The organism is Rhodococcus sp. 5A-K4 (assembly GCF_046097995.1).
In the GTDB taxonomy this organism is placed as follows: domain Bacteria; phylum Actinomycetota; class Actinomycetes; order Mycobacteriales; family Mycobacteriaceae; genus Rhodococcus_F; species Rhodococcus_F erythropolis.
Window position 1 is genome coordinate 47,478 of the sequence record NZ_JBJURM010000001.1, and the last position, 15,438, is coordinate 62,915.

At 64.4% G+C, this 15,438-nt stretch carries 15 protein-coding genes; all 15 read right to left on the bottom strand.

The window, feature by feature from the left end; translation table 11 throughout:
- Position 1: 1 nt before the first annotated feature.
- On the bottom strand, positions 2-1,213 hold the full coding sequence (locus tag ACKAMS_RS00170; protein WP_046378538.1) for a phosphoglycerate kinase: 1,212 nt from the start codon (positions 1,211-1,213) through the stop codon (positions 2-4).
- Between the two features lie 17 nt (positions 1,214-1,230).
- The gene (gap, locus tag ACKAMS_RS00175; protein ID WP_003944851.1) at positions 1,231-2,250 is read right to left on the bottom strand and encodes a type I glyceraldehyde-3-phosphate dehydrogenase; all 1,020 of its coding nucleotides are present in this window, start codon (positions 2,248-2,250) and stop codon (positions 1,231-1,233) included.
- 158 nt (positions 2,251-2,408) lie between these two features.
- Positions 2,409-3,386 (bottom strand): DNA-binding protein WhiA, encoded by a 978-nt coding sequence (whiA, locus tag ACKAMS_RS00180; protein WP_021344225.1) that lies wholly within the window; start codon positions 3,384-3,386, stop codon positions 2,409-2,411.
- The gene (gene yvcK, locus ACKAMS_RS00185) at positions 3,383-4,447 is read right to left on the bottom strand and encodes a uridine diphosphate-N-acetylglucosamine-binding protein YvcK (RefSeq protein ID WP_408988473.1); all 1,065 of its coding nucleotides are present in this window, start codon (positions 4,445-4,447) and stop codon (positions 3,383-3,385) included. The genes whiA and yvcK overlap by 4 nt, the downstream gene beginning before the upstream one ends.
- Positions 4,444-5,343, bottom strand: a complete 900-nt coding sequence (gene rapZ / locus ACKAMS_RS00190) for an RNase adapter RapZ (RefSeq protein WP_003944872.1) — start codon at positions 5,341-5,343, stop codon at positions 4,444-4,446. The genes yvcK and rapZ overlap by 4 nt, the downstream gene beginning before the upstream one ends.
- Positions 5,340-7,532: an excinuclease ABC subunit UvrC gene (gene uvrC / locus ACKAMS_RS00195; RefSeq protein ID WP_019748387.1), complete on the bottom strand. Its 2,193-nt coding sequence runs from the start codon at positions 7,530-7,532 to the stop codon at positions 5,340-5,342. The genes rapZ and uvrC overlap by 4 nt, the downstream gene beginning before the upstream one ends.
- Before the next feature lie 74 nt (positions 7,533-7,606).
- Positions 7,607-8,080, bottom strand: coding sequence for a PH domain-containing protein (locus tag ACKAMS_RS00200; protein WP_007727982.1), 474 nt, complete (start codon positions 8,078-8,080; stop codon positions 7,607-7,609).
- Complete coding sequence (gene ribH / locus ACKAMS_RS00205) at positions 8,077-8,574, bottom strand: 6,7-dimethyl-8-ribityllumazine synthase (protein WP_003944999.1); 498 nt, start codon at positions 8,572-8,574, stop codon at positions 8,077-8,079. Before ribH ends, ACKAMS_RS00200 begins: the two co-directional genes overlap by 4 nt.
- Positions 8,571-9,845: a bifunctional 3,4-dihydroxy-2-butanone-4-phosphate synthase/GTP cyclohydrolase II gene (locus tag ACKAMS_RS00210; RefSeq protein ID WP_003944833.1), complete on the bottom strand. Its 1,275-nt coding sequence runs from the start codon at positions 9,843-9,845 to the stop codon at positions 8,571-8,573. The genes ribH and ACKAMS_RS00210 overlap by 4 nt, the downstream gene beginning before the upstream one ends.
- Positions 9,846-9,955: 110 nt before the next feature.
- Positions 9,956-10,564 (bottom strand): riboflavin synthase, encoded by a 609-nt coding sequence (locus tag ACKAMS_RS00215; protein WP_003944892.1) that lies wholly within the window; start codon positions 10,562-10,564, stop codon positions 9,956-9,958.
- A 5-nt stretch (positions 10,565-10,569) separates the two neighbouring features.
- Complete coding sequence (gene ribD, locus ACKAMS_RS00220) at positions 10,570-11,622, bottom strand: bifunctional diaminohydroxyphosphoribosylaminopyrimidine deaminase/5-amino-6-(5-phosphoribosylamino)uracil reductase RibD (RefSeq protein ID WP_019748385.1); 1,053 nt, start codon at positions 11,620-11,622, stop codon at positions 10,570-10,572.
- Between the two features lie 8 nt (positions 11,623-11,630).
- On the bottom strand, positions 11,631-12,314 hold the full coding sequence (gene rpe / locus ACKAMS_RS00225; RefSeq protein ID WP_019748384.1) for a ribulose-phosphate 3-epimerase: 684 nt from the start codon (positions 12,312-12,314) through the stop codon (positions 11,631-11,633).
- Positions 12,315-12,412: 98 nt separating this feature from the next.
- Positions 12,413-12,760, bottom strand: coding sequence for an MmcQ/YjbR family DNA-binding protein (locus tag ACKAMS_RS00230; RefSeq protein ID WP_019748383.1), 348 nt, complete (start codon positions 12,758-12,760; stop codon positions 12,413-12,415).
- Between the two features lie 40 nt (positions 12,761-12,800).
- Entirely contained in the window at positions 12,801-14,249 is a 1,449-nt protein-coding gene (locus ACKAMS_RS00235; protein ID WP_019748382.1) for an RsmB/NOP family class I SAM-dependent RNA methyltransferase, read from the bottom strand.
- Positions 14,246-15,169, bottom strand: coding sequence for a methionyl-tRNA formyltransferase (gene fmt / locus ACKAMS_RS00240; RefSeq protein ID WP_019748381.1), 924 nt, complete (start codon positions 15,167-15,169; stop codon positions 14,246-14,248). Before fmt ends, ACKAMS_RS00235 begins: the two co-directional genes overlap by 4 nt.
- Positions 15,170-15,438: the final 269 nt, after the last annotated feature.

Here is a 15,438-nt window from a genome sequence, read left to right on the forward strand (position 1 = left end):
ATCAGCCTTCCAGTACTGCGATGCCAGGCAGCTCTTTGCCCTCGAGGTACTCGAGGGAAGCGCCACCACCGGTGGAAATGTGCGAGAAGCCCTCGTCCGGGATACCGAGCTGACGAACGGCTGCTGCAGAGTCGCCGCCACCGACGACGCTGAAGGCGCCCTTCTCGGTTGCCTCCACGATTGCCTCGGCGACACCGCGGGTGCCTGCCTCGAACTTCGGGAACTCGAACACGCCCATCGGGCCGTTCCAGAACACCGTCTTGGCGCCGGTCAGGATCGCGGCAAAGCGCTTGACCGACTCCGGTCCGATGTCCAGTCCCATCCAGCCGTCGGGAATCTTGTCGAACGGAACGATCTTCGACTCGGCATCGGCCGAGAAGGAGTCCGCGACGACAACATCCTGAGGGATGTGGATGACGTCGGCGTACCGGTCGAGGAGACCCTTGCAGGTCTCGATCATGGACTCTTCGCACAGCGAATTGCCCACGGAGACACCCTGAGCCGCGAGGAACGTGTAGAACATTCCGCCGCCGATCACCAGAGTGTCGACCTTCGGTGCCAGTGCCTCGATGACGGCCAGCTTGTCCGAGACCTTCGAGCCACCGAGCACCACCGCGTACGGACGCACAGCGTCCTGCGTGAGCTTGGCGAGCACCTCGACCTCGGCGCCGACCAGGTAACCGGCGTAATGCGGGAGCAGCTTCGCGACGTCGAAGACCGACGCCTGCTTACGGTGAACAACACCGAATCCGTCGGAGACGAATGCGCCGTCGTCACCGACCAGCTCGACGAGAGCCTTGGCGAGCTTGACCCGCTCGGCTTCGTCCTTGCTGGTCTCGCGAGGGTCGAAACGGATGTTCTCGAGCATCAGGACGTCACCATCGGTGAGTCCTTCGGAACGAGCCAGCGCGTCCTGTCCCACGACGTCACCGGCGAGTTGCACGTTGCGACCGAGGATTTCGGCCAACTTCGCGGCAACCGGTGCGAGGGAGAACTTGGGATCGGGCTGACCGTCGGGGCGCCCGAGGTGCGCGGTCACGATGACCTTCGCTCCACCCTCGGCAAGTGCCCGCAGGGTGGGAGCGGACGCGACGATGCGGCCCGGGTCCGTGATTTCTCCGCCATCCAACGGGACGTTGAGGTCGGAACGCACCAGTACGGTGCGCCCCTCGACCCCAGCGTCCAGCAGATCCTTCAGCGTCTGAACTGCCACTGTTATCGAAACTCCGCTCAGAGAGACTTGGCGACGAGGCCGATGAGGTCGGCGAGGCGGTTGGAGTAGCCCCACTCGTTGTCGTACCAGGAAACGATCTTGACCTGGTCGTCGATGACCTTCGTCAGACCCGAGTCGAAGATCGACGAGTGCGGGTCGGTGACGATGTCCGAGGAGACGATCGGTGCGTCGGTGTACTTCAGGATGCCCTTGAGGGGTCCTTCGGCAGCGGCCTTCATCGCGGCGTTGATCTCGTCGGCGGTAGCCGACTTCTTCAGGTTCGCGGTGAGGTCGGTGACCGAGCCCGTGGGGATCGGCACGCGCAGTGCGTAGCCGTCGAGCTTGCCGAGCAGCTGCGGGAGAACCAGGCCGATTGCCTTGGCTGCACCGGTGCCGGTGGGAACGATGTTGAGGGCAGCTGCGCGGGCGCGACGGAGGTCTGCGTGCGGAGCGTCCTGCAGGTTCTGATCCTGGGTGTACGCGTGGATCGTGGTCATCAGACCCTTGACGATGCCGAACTCGTCGTCGAGAACCTTGGCGATGGGGCCGAGGCAGTTGGTGGTGCACGACGCGTTGGAGATGATGTTCTGGCTGCCGTCGTACTTGTCGTCGTTGACGCCCATGACGATGGTGATGTCTTCACCCTTGGCCGGAGCCGAGATGATGACCTTCTTGGCGCCGGCTTCGAGGTGTCCCTTGGCCTTTGCGGCGTCGGTGAAGATGCCGGTGGACTCGACGACGACGTCGACGCCCAGCTCGCCCCAGGGAAGCTCGTTCAACGGGCCGCGGTGTGCGAGGGCCTTGATGCGCTGATCGCCGACGACGATCGTGTCGTCACCGTCGAGCGACACGTCGTACGGCAAACGGCCGAGGATGGAGTCGTACTTCAGCAGGTGAGCGAGCGTCGCGTTGTCAGTCAGGTCGTTGACTGCCACGATCTCGATATCGGTGGTTCCGAGCGCCTTCTGCGCATCCACCGCCCTGAAGAAGTTACGTCCGATACGGCCGAAACCGTTTACGCCAACCCGGACAGTCACAATTCGCTCCTTTGACCATGATTCTGGTGTGCAACTTGACCCACGCATACTCCGAATCCGTGTGTGCACGACGCGGACGTGGGGTTCATCGGTCGATGTGACTCATACCCTAATGCGCGTGGCCCGAACGTGCGCAGCCCACCCTGACGGAGGGCAGGTCACCCCTCTTCGAGTAGCTCCACATTCACTGCGGATTCGGTGTCGGGTATGCCCGTTTCCTTCGCCTTGCGATCAGCCATGGACAGCAGGCGACGGATACGTCCGGCAACGGCGTCCTTGGTCATCGGCGGGTCGGCCAACTGGCCGAGTTCTTCGAGGGACGCCTGCCGATGCTCGACGCGCAGTGCGCCCGCCGCCGCGAGGTGATCGGGCACGTCCTCGCCGAGGATCTCCAACGCACGCTCGACGCGCGCAGCAGCCGCAACGGCAGCGCGAGCAGAGCGTCGCAGGTTTGCGTCGTCGAAATTGGCGAGACGATTGGCGGTGGCGCGGACCTCGCGTCGCATCCGTCGCTCCTCCCACACCAGGCGTGTGTCCTGGGCTCCCATTCGGGTCAGGAGATCGCCGATGGCCTCACCGTCGCGGATCACCACACGATCCGTTCCGCGAACCTCACGTGCCTTCGCCGAGATCCCCAGACGCCGCGCAGCTCCGACCAGAGCAAGTGCAGCTTCCGGGCCGGGGCAGCTCACTTCGAGCGCCGACGAACGGCCGGGTTCGGTCAGGGAACCGTGCGCGAGGAACGCACCGCGCCAAGCTGCTTCGGCGTCGCCGACGCTTCCGCCGACGACCTGCGCAGGCAAGCCGCGAACCGGGCGCCCGCGAAGATCGAGCAGTCCCGTCTGGCGCGCGAGGGCCTCACCCTCCTTCGCCACACGCACGATGTAGCGAGCGGATTTTCGAAGCCCGCCCGCACTGAGTACGTGAACATCGGCACTGTAGGTGAACAGGTCGAAAATCTCCCGGCGCAGACGTCGCGCCGTGGAGCCCAGATCCACCTCTGCTTCGACGACCACCCGGCCGCCGACGATGTGGAGCCCACCGGCAAAGCGCAGCAACGCGGAGACCTCTGCCTTGCGGCAGCTGACCTGAGTCACCACTAACCGGCTCAGTTCGTCCTTGACCTCCGCTGTCATTGCCACGAAGCGTTCTCCCTCTGTTCTTCGGATTGCTGTTCTCGCAGGGAAGACTGTGTCGAATCCCCTACTGCCGCACTGCTCGACAGTTCAGCCAGTACATCGGCCAGTTTTGCCGGATCGTGTACATGCGCTGCGCCCGGTGAGGTGTCCGCGACATCCGCGTACCTGGCTTCGGCTGAAAATTGATCCGCCGCACGCTGCAGATGTTCACGTTCACGCCCGGCCGGTACCGACGCCGAGTCGACCACCACGTAGTCGACCCGAAAATCGGGCACGTGTTGGGAGAGTACGTGCAGGTGACGCTCTGCGGAGAATCCGGCGGTCTCCCCCGGCTCAGGTGCGAGATTGAGCACCAGCACCTTTCGAGCATTCGTCGACGACAGTGATTCGACAAGTTCGGGTACCAGTACGTGCGGGATCACGCTCGAGAACCACGATCCCGGGCCGAGAACCACGAGATCGGCACGATCGATCGCAGTCACAGCCTCGGGACACGCGGGCGGATTGGACGGGAGCAGTCTCACACGCCGAACCTTGCCCGGCGTGGTCGCGACGGCGACCTGTCCACGAATGCAGCGGCTGACGCGTGGGTCCTCTTCGAGTCCTTGAACGTCGGCTTCGATCTCGAGCGCGATCGGCGACATCGGCAGCACGCGGCCACGGATTCGCAGCAGTCGCGCCATCTCGTCGAGCGCGACGACCGGATCGCCGAGCACCTCGGTGAGTCCGGCCAGGATGAGATTGCCCACCGAGTGCCCGGCAAGTGCGCCGACACCGCCGAAGCGATGCTGAATGGTCCGAGTCCAGTCGACTATCTCGGGTTCGTCCGACGCGAGAGCCGCGAGCGCCATCCGGAGGTCACCGGGCGGGATGACGCCGAGTTCGGCGCGCAGCCGGCCCGACGAACCACCGTCGTCGGCGACTGTGACAACTGCGGTGACGTCGACCGTCAGGCGTCTGACGGCCTGGAGCGTGGCGAACAATCCGTGCCCGCCGCCGAGCGCGACGATGGCCGGCCCATCTGGCTTCTCCCGCGAGCTATGTGTCGGTTCACTCATTCGCGCCCCAGATCCCGGTGCACGATGCTGACCGAGATGTCGTCCTCGGAACCCAAACGCCTCGCGAGAGCTTCGGACATGGCCACGCTTCGGTGCTTACCGCCGGTGCACCCGACCGCAATTGTCATGTAGCGCTTTCCTTCTCGCCGATATCCGGCGATCGTCAAATCGACCAGATGTCGGTAGGTGTCTAGGTAGTCTTCCGCACCCTCGCGGGACAACACGTAGTCGCGGACGTCGGCATCCTGACCGGTGTGCGGGCGAAGTTCAGGGATCCAGTGGGGATTGGGCAGGAATCGAACGTCACAGACGAGATCAGCGTCCATCGGCAGGCCGTACTTGAATCCGAACGACTGGACCGTCACCTTCATCGTGCGGTTGGCATCGTTCCCGAACGCCGTTTCGATCTTCTGACGCAACTGATGTGCCTTCAGCGCCGACGTGTCGATGACCAGATCGGCGGCCGCCTTCACCACGGCCAACTGCCGACGCTCGGCTGCGATCCCTTCGGACAACGTGCCGTCGATGCCGTCGTTCTGCAACGGATGACTGCGGCGAACCTGTTCGAACCGTCGGATCAACACGTCGTCGGACGCTTCGAGGTACAGCACCCGAGTGTGGATCGGCTCCGCCTCGAGTTCGGTGAGCACCCACCCGAGATCGCCGGTGAAGAGTCGACTCCGCACGTCGATCACGACGGCGAGACGATCGACCGGCGGATCGGAGGTCAAGCTCAGACCGACCATCCGGGAAATGAGCTCAGGTGGCAAATTGTCCGCGACATACCAGCCGAGGTCTTCGAGCACCTTGGCAGCGGTACTCAAACCGGCTCCGGACAATCCCGTCACCAGCAGGAAATCCATCGTTCGACTGTCTTTGGCGCTGTCGGTAGTCACTGTGCACTCGGCCCCGTCGTCGGCATGGACAATTCTCGCGACTCGGAGCCCTCGTCACCGCTACCGGATTCGGCGCTTGGCGCGTCAGCAGAGGTAACAGACGATTCGGATTCCTTGTCCAGCTCATCATCCCCTACCGCGGCTGGCAGCGCTCGAGCTTCAGCACCCGCATCGGCTGCAGCCGAATCCGTGCCGAGTGCGGCCAGAACTGCTGTGGCTGTGGTCTCACCGATACCGGGGACCTGCATGATCTCCTCGACCGTTGCCGTTTTCAGCTTCGCCACGGAACCGAAGTGAGCCACCAGAGCAGTACGGCGAGTTTCACCGAGCCCCTTGACCGAGTCCAGAGCCGAAGCCGTCATCCGCCTCGAGCGCTTGCTGCGATGGAACGTGATCGCGAAGCGGTGGGCTTCGTCTCGGATGCGTTGCAGGAGGTACAACGACTCGCTCGTTCGGGGAAGGATGACCGGATCTTCTTCCCCCGGTACCCATACCTCTTCGAGTCGCTTGGCCAAGCCGACTACCGCGACGTCGGTGACCCCCAGCTCGTCGAGGACCGCCGCTGCGGCCGTGACCTGAGGGGCGCCGCCGTCCACGACGAACAGATTGGGTGGATAGGCGAACCGCCGAGGCCGGCCCGTCGCCGGGTCGATCGCCGCTTCGGGAGCCAGATCCCCACCGTCCGCGTCCATGGTCGACGCCGACGCAGCGAGAATGCCCAGGTCGCGGTTGTGTCGCAGGAACCGCCTGCGAGTGATCTCGGCGATACTCGCCACGTCGTCGGAATGACCGTCGCCGGCAGCTTCCTTGATCGCGTAATGGCGGTAGTCCGACTTACGCGGGAGCCCGTCTTCGAACACGACCAGTGACGCCACGACGTCGGTTCCCTGGACGTGACTGATGTCGATGCATTCGATTCGTAGTGGAGCCGAGTCCAGGTCCAGTGCTTCCTGGATGCCCTGAAGCGCCGCAGAACGCGAGGTGAAATCGCCGGCGCGCTTGAGCTTGTGCTGCGCCAGAGCCTCTTTCGCGTTTCGCTGGACCGTTTCGGCGAGGTCTTTCTTGTCGCCGCGTTGCGGAACCCGCAGTTGCACTTGCGATCCCCGAAGCTTGCTCAGCCACGCCTGGATCTCGGTCGCGTTGGCAGGCAGGACCGGCACGAGAACTTCCTTGGGAACGGCGCTGATCCCGGCCTCGGAGCCCGCTCCCGGGTCGAGTGCCGCCTGCTCACCGTAGAACTGGGTGAGGAACTGCTCGACCAGGATCGGCAGGTCGGACTCGGCGTCGAGTGCGGCCCAGTCGATGGCATCGCCTGCCTTCTCCACGACCCATCCACGCTGACCCCGCACGCGTCCGCCGCGCACGTGGAACACCTGAACGGCGGCTTCGAGATCATCGGTGGCAAAGGCTACGAGATCGGCGTCGGTGCCGTCACCGAGTACGACGGCCTGCTTCTCGAGCGCCTTGCGCAAAGCCCCGATATCGTCACGCAGACGGGCTGCAGTCTCGAAATCGAGGTCCTCGGAAGCCTGCTGCATGCGCTTTTCGAGATCTTTGACCAGCTTGTCCGTGCGGCCGGCGAGGAAGTCGCAGAAATCTTCGACGATCTGACGATGCTCCTCGGCGCTGACTCGTCCGACGCAGGGCGCCGAGCACTTGTCAATGTAACCGAGCAGACACGGCCGGCCGATCTGGTTGTGTCGTTTGAAGACTCCGGACGAGCACGTTCGTGCGGGAAACACTCGCAGCAGCAGATCGAGTGTTTCGCGAATCGCCCAGGCATGCGAGTAGGGACCGAAGTAGCGGACGCCCTTGCGCCGCGGACCGCGGTAGACGAACAGCCGCGGGAACTCTTCGTTGAGCGTCACGGCGAGAACCGGATACGTCTTGTCGTCGCGGTACCGCACGTTGAACCGCGGATCGAATTCCTTGATCCAGTTGTACTCGAGCTGAAGCGCTTCGACTTCGGTACTGACGACGGTCCACTCGACGCTGCCGGCGGTGGTCACCATCTGCCGAGTACGGGGATGAAGTGTCGTGACGTCCGCGAAGTACGAGTTCAAACGTGAACGGAGGCTTTTCGCCTTTCCGACGTAAATGACCCGACCATGCGGATCGCGAAATTTGTAGACGCCCGGCGCAGCCGGAATGGTTCCGGTAGCGGGGCGGTAAGTCGAGGGATCCGGCACGGTTTCAGGTTAGTCGCCGCCACCGACCGACTCGGAAACGCGCAGGATGCGGGCACCGAACCGGTCGGAAGACGTCAGTTGCTCTTGTGCGCGACCGGTGCGTAGCGGTCGGCCAGTTCGCGGAACTTGCCGACCGTGTCGACGGCGTACTCACGGTCGTTGGACTGGATCGCCATCACTGCCATGTACTCGTCGTCCGGCAATTCGATGCGTGCCCAGGCGGCGCCGTCGGGGAACGAGAGTCCCTCGAACAGATCCCAGTCGACGATCTTCTCGCCCAAGATGTTTCGTACGGCGATTCCCTGCTTGCCCACCTTGACCCGGGGCCGCGTCAACATCAGTACACCGAGAGCCAGAATGGTGCCGATGCCTGCCATCGCAAGTTGGTCCGCGGCGCGGAAGTACACGCCGGTGGACCCCTGGCGGAGCAGGAGTGCAAGTGTGACGTGAACGATCACCAGGAGGACAGCAACTCCGATCGCGTATCGCGTCGACTTACGCGGTGACGCAATCAGTTCCCAGTTCTCGTTGTCGCCGGGTGTACTCATCGAAACGAATCCTCGGTCCATGGTGCTCGGAGATGGCGCAGGGTCACTGCGGTGTCCAGTGCGGCGGCGCAGGCTTGTGCGCCCTTGTCCTCGACGCTACCCGGCAGCCCCGAACGGTCAAGAGCCTGCTGCTCGGTGTCGGTGGTCAGGACACCGTTCCCCACGGGAGTGCTTTCGTCGAGTGAGACGCGTGTAAGGCCCGCGGTGACCGCGTCGCACACGTACTCGAAGTGCGGCGTGCCGCCGCGGATGACAACACCGAGTGCGACGACGGCGTCGTGCGTGCGAGCCAATGCCTGCGCAACGACCGGCAGTTCGATCGCACCGGCGACACGGACCAGTGTCACGTCCTTGATCTGTGCCTCCTGCGCGACGCGCTGCGCGCCGGCGATCAGAGCCTCGGAGATCGTCGCGTGCCACTGTCCGGCAACGATCGCCAGCTTCAGATCCTTGGCCTCGGCGATCGCGAGCTGCGGCTGACCTTCGCCGCTCACAGTGCGGTTCCCGGCTGTGCGGTGTTCTGGTTCGCCTCGTACTCGTCCAGTCCGATCAGATCGTGACCCATCCGATCGCGCTTGGTGCGCAGGTAGGTGAGGTTCTCCGCATTCGCGCGCAGCGGCATCGGAACGCGATCGGTGATCTGCAGGCCGTAGCCGTCCAGACCCACACGCTTGGCCGGGTTGTTGGTCAGCAGACGCATCGACGAGATCCCCAGATCGACGAGGATCTGCGCACCGATGCCGTAGTCGCGGGCGTCCGCCGGTAGCCCGAGTTCGAGATTGGCGTCGACTGTGTCGGAACCGGCGTCCTGGAGCTGGTAGGCCTGCAGCTTGTGCATGAGGCCGATGCCACGACCCTCGTGTCCGCGCATGTACAGAACAACGCCGCGGCCTTCCTGGGCGACCATGTCCAGTGCGGCGTCGAGCTGCGGGCCGCAATCGCACCGCAGCGAACCGAAGACGTCGCCGGTGAGGCACTCGGAGTGAACGCGGACGAGTACGTCGCTACCGTCGCCGTCGGGGCCTGCGATGTCGCCGCGCACCAGCGCAACGTGCTCGACCTCGTCGTAGATGCTCGTGTAGCCGACAGCGGTGAACTCACCGTGGCGGGTGGGGATGCGGGCCTCGGCGATGCGCAGTACGTGCTTCTCGTGCTTGCGACGCCACGCGATGAGATCCGCGATCGAGATCAGAGCAAGGTTGTGTTCGTCGGCGAAGACTCGCAACTCGTCGGTCTGAGCCATCGCGCCTTCGTCCTTCTGGCTGACGATTTCGCAGATGACGCCGGCGGGACGCAGGTCCGCCATGCGGGCGAGGTCGACTGCAGCTTCCGTGTGGCCCGGACGACGCAGCACTCCGCCTTCCTTCGCGCGGAGCGGAACGACGTGGCCGGGACGAGTGAAATCGTTGGCACCGGATTCGGGGTTTGCGAGCAGACGCATCGTCGCAGCGCGGTCCGATGCCGAGATGCCGGTACCGATTCCTTCGCGGGCGTCGACGGTCACGGTGTAGGCGGTGCCGTGCTTGTCCTGGTTGGTGGCGTACATCGGGGGCAGGCCCAGCCGATCGCAATCGTCACCGTCGAGCGGCACGCACAGGTAGCCGGAGGTGTACCTGACCATGAACGCCACCAGTTCCGGGGTGGCTTTCTCGGCGGCGAAGATGAGGTCGCCCTCGTTCTCGCGATCCTCGTCGTCCACGACGACAACAGCTTTACCTGCAGCGATATCTGCTACTGCGCGCTCGATACTGTCGAACCTGGTCACGTGCTCGCACTCCAAAGTCTTGACTTTTAACATCATCGAATACAACAAGTGCATCCGACGGATGCACTGACAACCCTACGACCAATCGGACGGGTCCGATCAGCCTGGTCCTACCGACCGGCAGAGTGAAGCCGCTCGACGTACTTGGCGATCACGTCCACCTCGAGGTTGACCGGCGTACCGACCACAGCGGTTCCGAGCGTCGTCAACTCGAGCGTTGTCGGGATCAGCGAGATCTCGAAGTACTCGAACCCGCGGTCGCCGCCCAGCGCGGAGACCGTCAGCGAGACTCCGTCGACGGTGATCGAACCCTTCTCCACCACGTATCGGGAAATGGAGTCCGGCAGTGCGATCCGCACTACCTCCCAGTTCTCGGAAGGCGAGCGGGAAATGACGTGGCCAGTTCCGTCGACGTGCCCTTGAACCAAGTGTCCGCCGAGTCGACTGTTCAGCGCCGCGGCACGCTCGAGGTTGACGCGAGAGCCGACATCCAACTTCGCCAGGCTCGAGCGGTTCAGCGTTTCCTGCATGACGTCTGCGGTGAACGAACCGTCGGCAAGCACATCGACGACCGTCAGGCACACGCCGTTGACCGCGATCGAATCGCCGTGACCGGCGTCGGAGGTGACCAGTGGCCCGCGCACCGTGAAGCGTGCAGCATCGACCAGTTCTTCCTTGGCGACAATTTCGCCGAGTTCTTCCACAATTCCTGTGAACACGCGCCCTACTCCTCGTTCCCCGGAGCAGAACTCTCCGGAACCAGACTCAACAAAATATCGGGGCCGATCGTTACCGCGGACTCCAAACGGAATCGGTGGGCGTCGGTGATGGTGTGCACTCCGGCATCGACGAGCGCGGAAGCGCCCGCGCCGAGCAGTATCGGAGCGATGTACGCCTCGATGACGTCGACATATCCGGCGGCGAGGAATGCTCCGGCCAGACGGGGCCCACCCTCGAGAAGTACGTCTGTGTACTCCCCCAACGCCTCGACTACTTCGTCGATATTGTCGGTGTTGAGCACCAAAGTCGGTGCGGTGTCATCGAGAACGCTTGCCGTCGAAGGTATTTCACGCTTTCCGACGACGACGCGTACGGGCTGATGCGCCGCGAGCTCACCGGTGGGCTGACGCGCCGTCAGCCACGGATCGTCGGCGAACACGGTGCCGGTGCCGACCACGATCGCATCGATCTGCGCCCGCTGAGCATGCACGCGCGCCCTCGCCTGCGGACCGGTGATCCACTGACTCGTTCCGTCCTCGGCGGCGCTACGTCCGTCCAGACTGGCCGCGTACTTCCACGTGATGTGCGGGCGACCGGTGCGCTGTTTGTGCAGCCAGGCTCGCAGTGGACCAGCTTCCACCTCGGGTGCCCGGAGTCCGGCCGTGACGCTGATTCCAGCGCGCATGAGCGTCGCTGCGCCGCCGGAAGCCTCGGGATTGGGATCACCGACTGCGTAGACGACCGCCGAGACTCCGGCATCGATCAATGCCTGCGAGCAGGGCCCGGTTCGCCCCTGGTGATTGCACGGTTCCAGTGTCACCACGGCCGTACCGCCACGCGCTGCATCGCCGGCCTCGTCGAGAGCCACGACCTCCGCGTGCGGTCCACCGGGCGGTTGCGTCATACCGACGCCAGCGATGGTGCCGTCGGCGGCGAGGATGACAGCGCCGACCGGCGGGTTGGGGCTGGTGAATCCGCGCGCAGAATCCGCTGCGGCCAGCGCGATCTGCATCGCGGCGTCAAGATCAGCCGTCGACGCCTGTCCACCCTTTGCCATCGAGCGGCTCAGACCGACAGCGTCAGGTGCGGCGACGCCGAGGCGGCCTGCGCGCGGAGCTTGCGCACCGCCTCACCGGGATCACTCGCTCCGTACACCGCCGAACCGGCGACGAAGCAGTCGATCCCTGCTTCAGCGGCCTGCTCGATCGTGGAAGCGTTGATGCCGCCGTCGATTTCGACGAGGAGCGTCAGCTCACCCGAGTCGACGAGCTTGCGAACTGCGCGTGCCTTGTCGAGCACCTGAGGCATGAAGGACTGACCACCGAATCCGGGTTCGACGCTCATGATCAAGAGGGTGTCGAAGTCCTTGAGGATTTCCAGGTAGTCGTCGATCGGGGTTCCAGGCTTGATGCTCAGCCCCGCCTTGGCACCAGCTGCACGAATATCGCGGGCAACCGAACGCGGGTCGTCGGTGGCCTCGGCGTGGAACGTGACGTTGTACGCACCGGCCTCGGCGTACGGCGGCGCCCAGCGCTCCGGATTCTCGATCATGAGATGGCAGTCGAGAGGAATGTCCGTCGCCTTCAGCAGACTCTCGACCACCGGCAGACCCAGCGTGAGATTGGGAACAAAATGCGCGTCCATCACGTCGACGTGAAGCCAGTCGGAGCCGGACACGGCAGTCGCTTCATCGGCGAGTCGAGCAAAATCTGCGGACAAAATGGACGGTGCAATCATCGGGGAAGCCACGCCGCCGAGTTTAGCTGTGACTCATCGCCGACCGTGCATGCACATCGGCTGTGCTTCATCGCCGACCGTGCATGCACATCGGAGCCGGTGAAATCCGATCAGTTCTTGACGACGGTGCGGAGCTTTCGCACCTTGGCGGGCGCCTTGATCCGCCACGCATCTTCGAGCATCTCGCCCAACTGCACCTCGTCGATCAGTTCGAGGTGCACGAGGATCGATCCGTGCCCGTGATAGTGATCTGTGGTGAAGAAAGCCGCCTCGCCACTGGCGAGTAGCGCCTCCTTCTCGTCCAGACCGCACATCACGACCAAAGCGCCCTCCGCTTCGGTGCGGAGCCGCGCAAAAGTTTTACCTGCCACCTTGAGTGCCGGGGTGTTGTACGAGGTCGACTCTTCCACGGAGGGAAGAGCCGAACCCAGTACTACAACCTGTTCCCACGTAACCATGTAGGCACCATACGACTACCGATGCCCAGAAGTCATCCGATCAGGCCAGCGGCTTGCGCAAAGCGGCCATGAACATAGCGTCCGTGCCGTGTCGATGCGGCCACAACTGAACCGACGATCCGTCTCCGACGTCCGGGACACCTGGCACCAATTCCTTGGTGTCGAGTTCCACGACGCCATGACGCCGCACCGCATCGGCGACCACTGCCAGCGTTTCCGACAAGTGCGGCGAGCACGTGGAGTACAGCACCACTCCGCCGGGGCGAACCAGTTCGATTGCGGCAGCAAGCAATTCACGCTGCAACTTCACGAGCGGAGCCACATCGGACGGCTGGCGACGCCAACGTGCCTCCGGGCGCCGACGCAGCGCACCCAACCCGGTGCAGGGAGCGTCGACGAGGATGCGGTCGTATCCGGGTTCGAGCCCGGATTCGCGGCCGTCCGCCACGTGTACGTCCACGGGAAGCTCGCGAGTGGTCTTGCGAATCAACTCGGCACGGTGTTCGACCGGCTCGACGGCGTCGAGTCGACCACCTTCGATGCCGGCAAGAGCACCGAGAAGTGCCGCTTTTCCTCCTGGACCTGCGCAGAGATCGAGCCAGCGTCCGGAGTCTTCACCTTCGAGAGGAGCAATGCTGAGGGCGCGGGCAACCAGCTGACTGCCCTCGTCCTGCACTCCTGCCAGGCCTTGGCGGACCGCCTCGAGTTGTCCGGGGTCACCGCCGTCGAGATGCACGGCGTACGGCGAGTACGGCCCGATCTCGCCGCCGGTCACCAGTGCGAGCTCCTCGGCGGAGATCTCACCGGGGCGGGCGACGAGGTGCACGGCGGGGCGGGCGTCGTCGGCGATCAGGACGTCTTCGAGCTCTCCGGCTGCAGCGCCGAGCGAGTCGGCAAATACCTGCGCGATCCACAGGGGATGCGCGTGCTCGAAGGCGAGTCGGCCGACCGGGTCCTTCGGGGCTAGCAGCTCGACCCACTCGTCCTGGGTGCGTTCGGAAACACGGCGCAGGACCGCGTTGACGAATCCTGCTCGGCCCTGGCCGTTTTCGGCGCGAACGAGGTCGACCGAGGTGGCAACAGCAGCGTGCGGTGCGACACGAGTACGCAGTAGTTGGTACGAGCCGAGTCGGAGTACATCGAGCAGGGTTCCGTCGATCTCTTCGATCGGCCGACCCGCCGCATGCGCGATCACCGCATCCAGGAGGCCCTGAGCACGTGCCGCGCCGTACGCGAGTTCGGTCGCCAGCGCCGCATCGCGTGCGTCGAGTTTGCGGTCACGCAGGAGCCCGGGCAGAACCAGGTTCGCGTATGCGTCACGTTCACGGACCGCGCGCAGGACGTCGCGCGCAGCCAGGCGCGGCTGATCGAGCCCGGCGGTTGCCGGATCCGGCCGCTTGGCCTGCTTCGGCTTGGTGTTCTTGCCACCGGTTGCATTCTTGGCTCCGGGACCCTGTGTCCGCCGTGCCGGTCGTCGTGATTCGGTCACTGTGCTCGTACCTCCGCGTCGAGTCGGGCACCGCGTGCCCAGTCCCCTGCCGACATCAATTTCTTGCCCGGGGGCTGAATCTGCCCGAGTCGTACCGCGGTGGTCGCGGTACCGATGTACAGACCATCCTTGCGTACCGAGATCTCACCGACTGCCAGGGTCTCGTCCGTAACGGTGACCGGGCCGACCTTGACTCGAAGATCACCGATCATCGTCCAGGCCCCGGGTGCGGGTGTGACTGCTCGGATGTGCCGGTCCACCGTGCGAGCGGGCAATTCCCACCGCACGCGGGCCGCGTCCACAGTCACCTTGGGGGCGTACGAGACGCCGTCGGCAGACTGCGGAACCGCGTTGATCTCTCCGGCCTCCAGGCCGTCGAGTACCGATTCGAGCAGGGCAGCGCCGTTTTCCGCCAGACGCCCGAGCAGGTCGCCTGCCGTATCGGTGTCGCGAATCCGCTCGGTCATCACTCCGTACACGGGGCCGGTATCCATGCCGGCTTCCAAACGGAACGCACTGGCGCCCGTCACCTCGTCACCGGCACTGATCGCGGCCTGCACCGGCGCGGCGCCGCGCCACGCCGGAAGCAGCGAGAAATGCAGATTGACCCAACCGTGTTTCGGAATGTCGAGGACGTTCTGCGGCAACAGGTTTCCGTAGGCGACGACGGGTGCGCAGTCCGGTTCGAGGCGGGCGAGTTCGGCTGCGAAGTCGGGATCGGACGCCTTGACCGGGGTCAGGACCGGGATGCCGTGCTCGTCGGCAAGCAGACCGATCGGCGAGCGGGTGACTTTGCGACCGCGGCCCGCCACAGCGTCCGGACGCGTGACGACGGCTACCACTTCGTGGTTGGCGGACTCGATGAGACGCCGCAGTGAAGGAACCGCGGGTTCGGGCGTTCCGGCGAACACGACGCGCATGTCAGCTCTCCCGTTTCGTTGGGCTCTTCGGACTCTGATCAGCCGATCGGCCTGTCGAACGCGGTGGACTGCAACTCACGAAAATGCTCCCGGATGTGTCGGTGGGTGGAACTGTCAGTCTAAGGACTGCGGGAGCTACGACCTACCTCGCGCCACACCGAACCACTTTCTCAGCAATTTCTTTGATCAGAACCCTGCAGATTCACCGGTCCTCGGTATTGACTGTCTCTGTCGTCGCCACTCGGCGGAGGCTGATACGGGATACACCG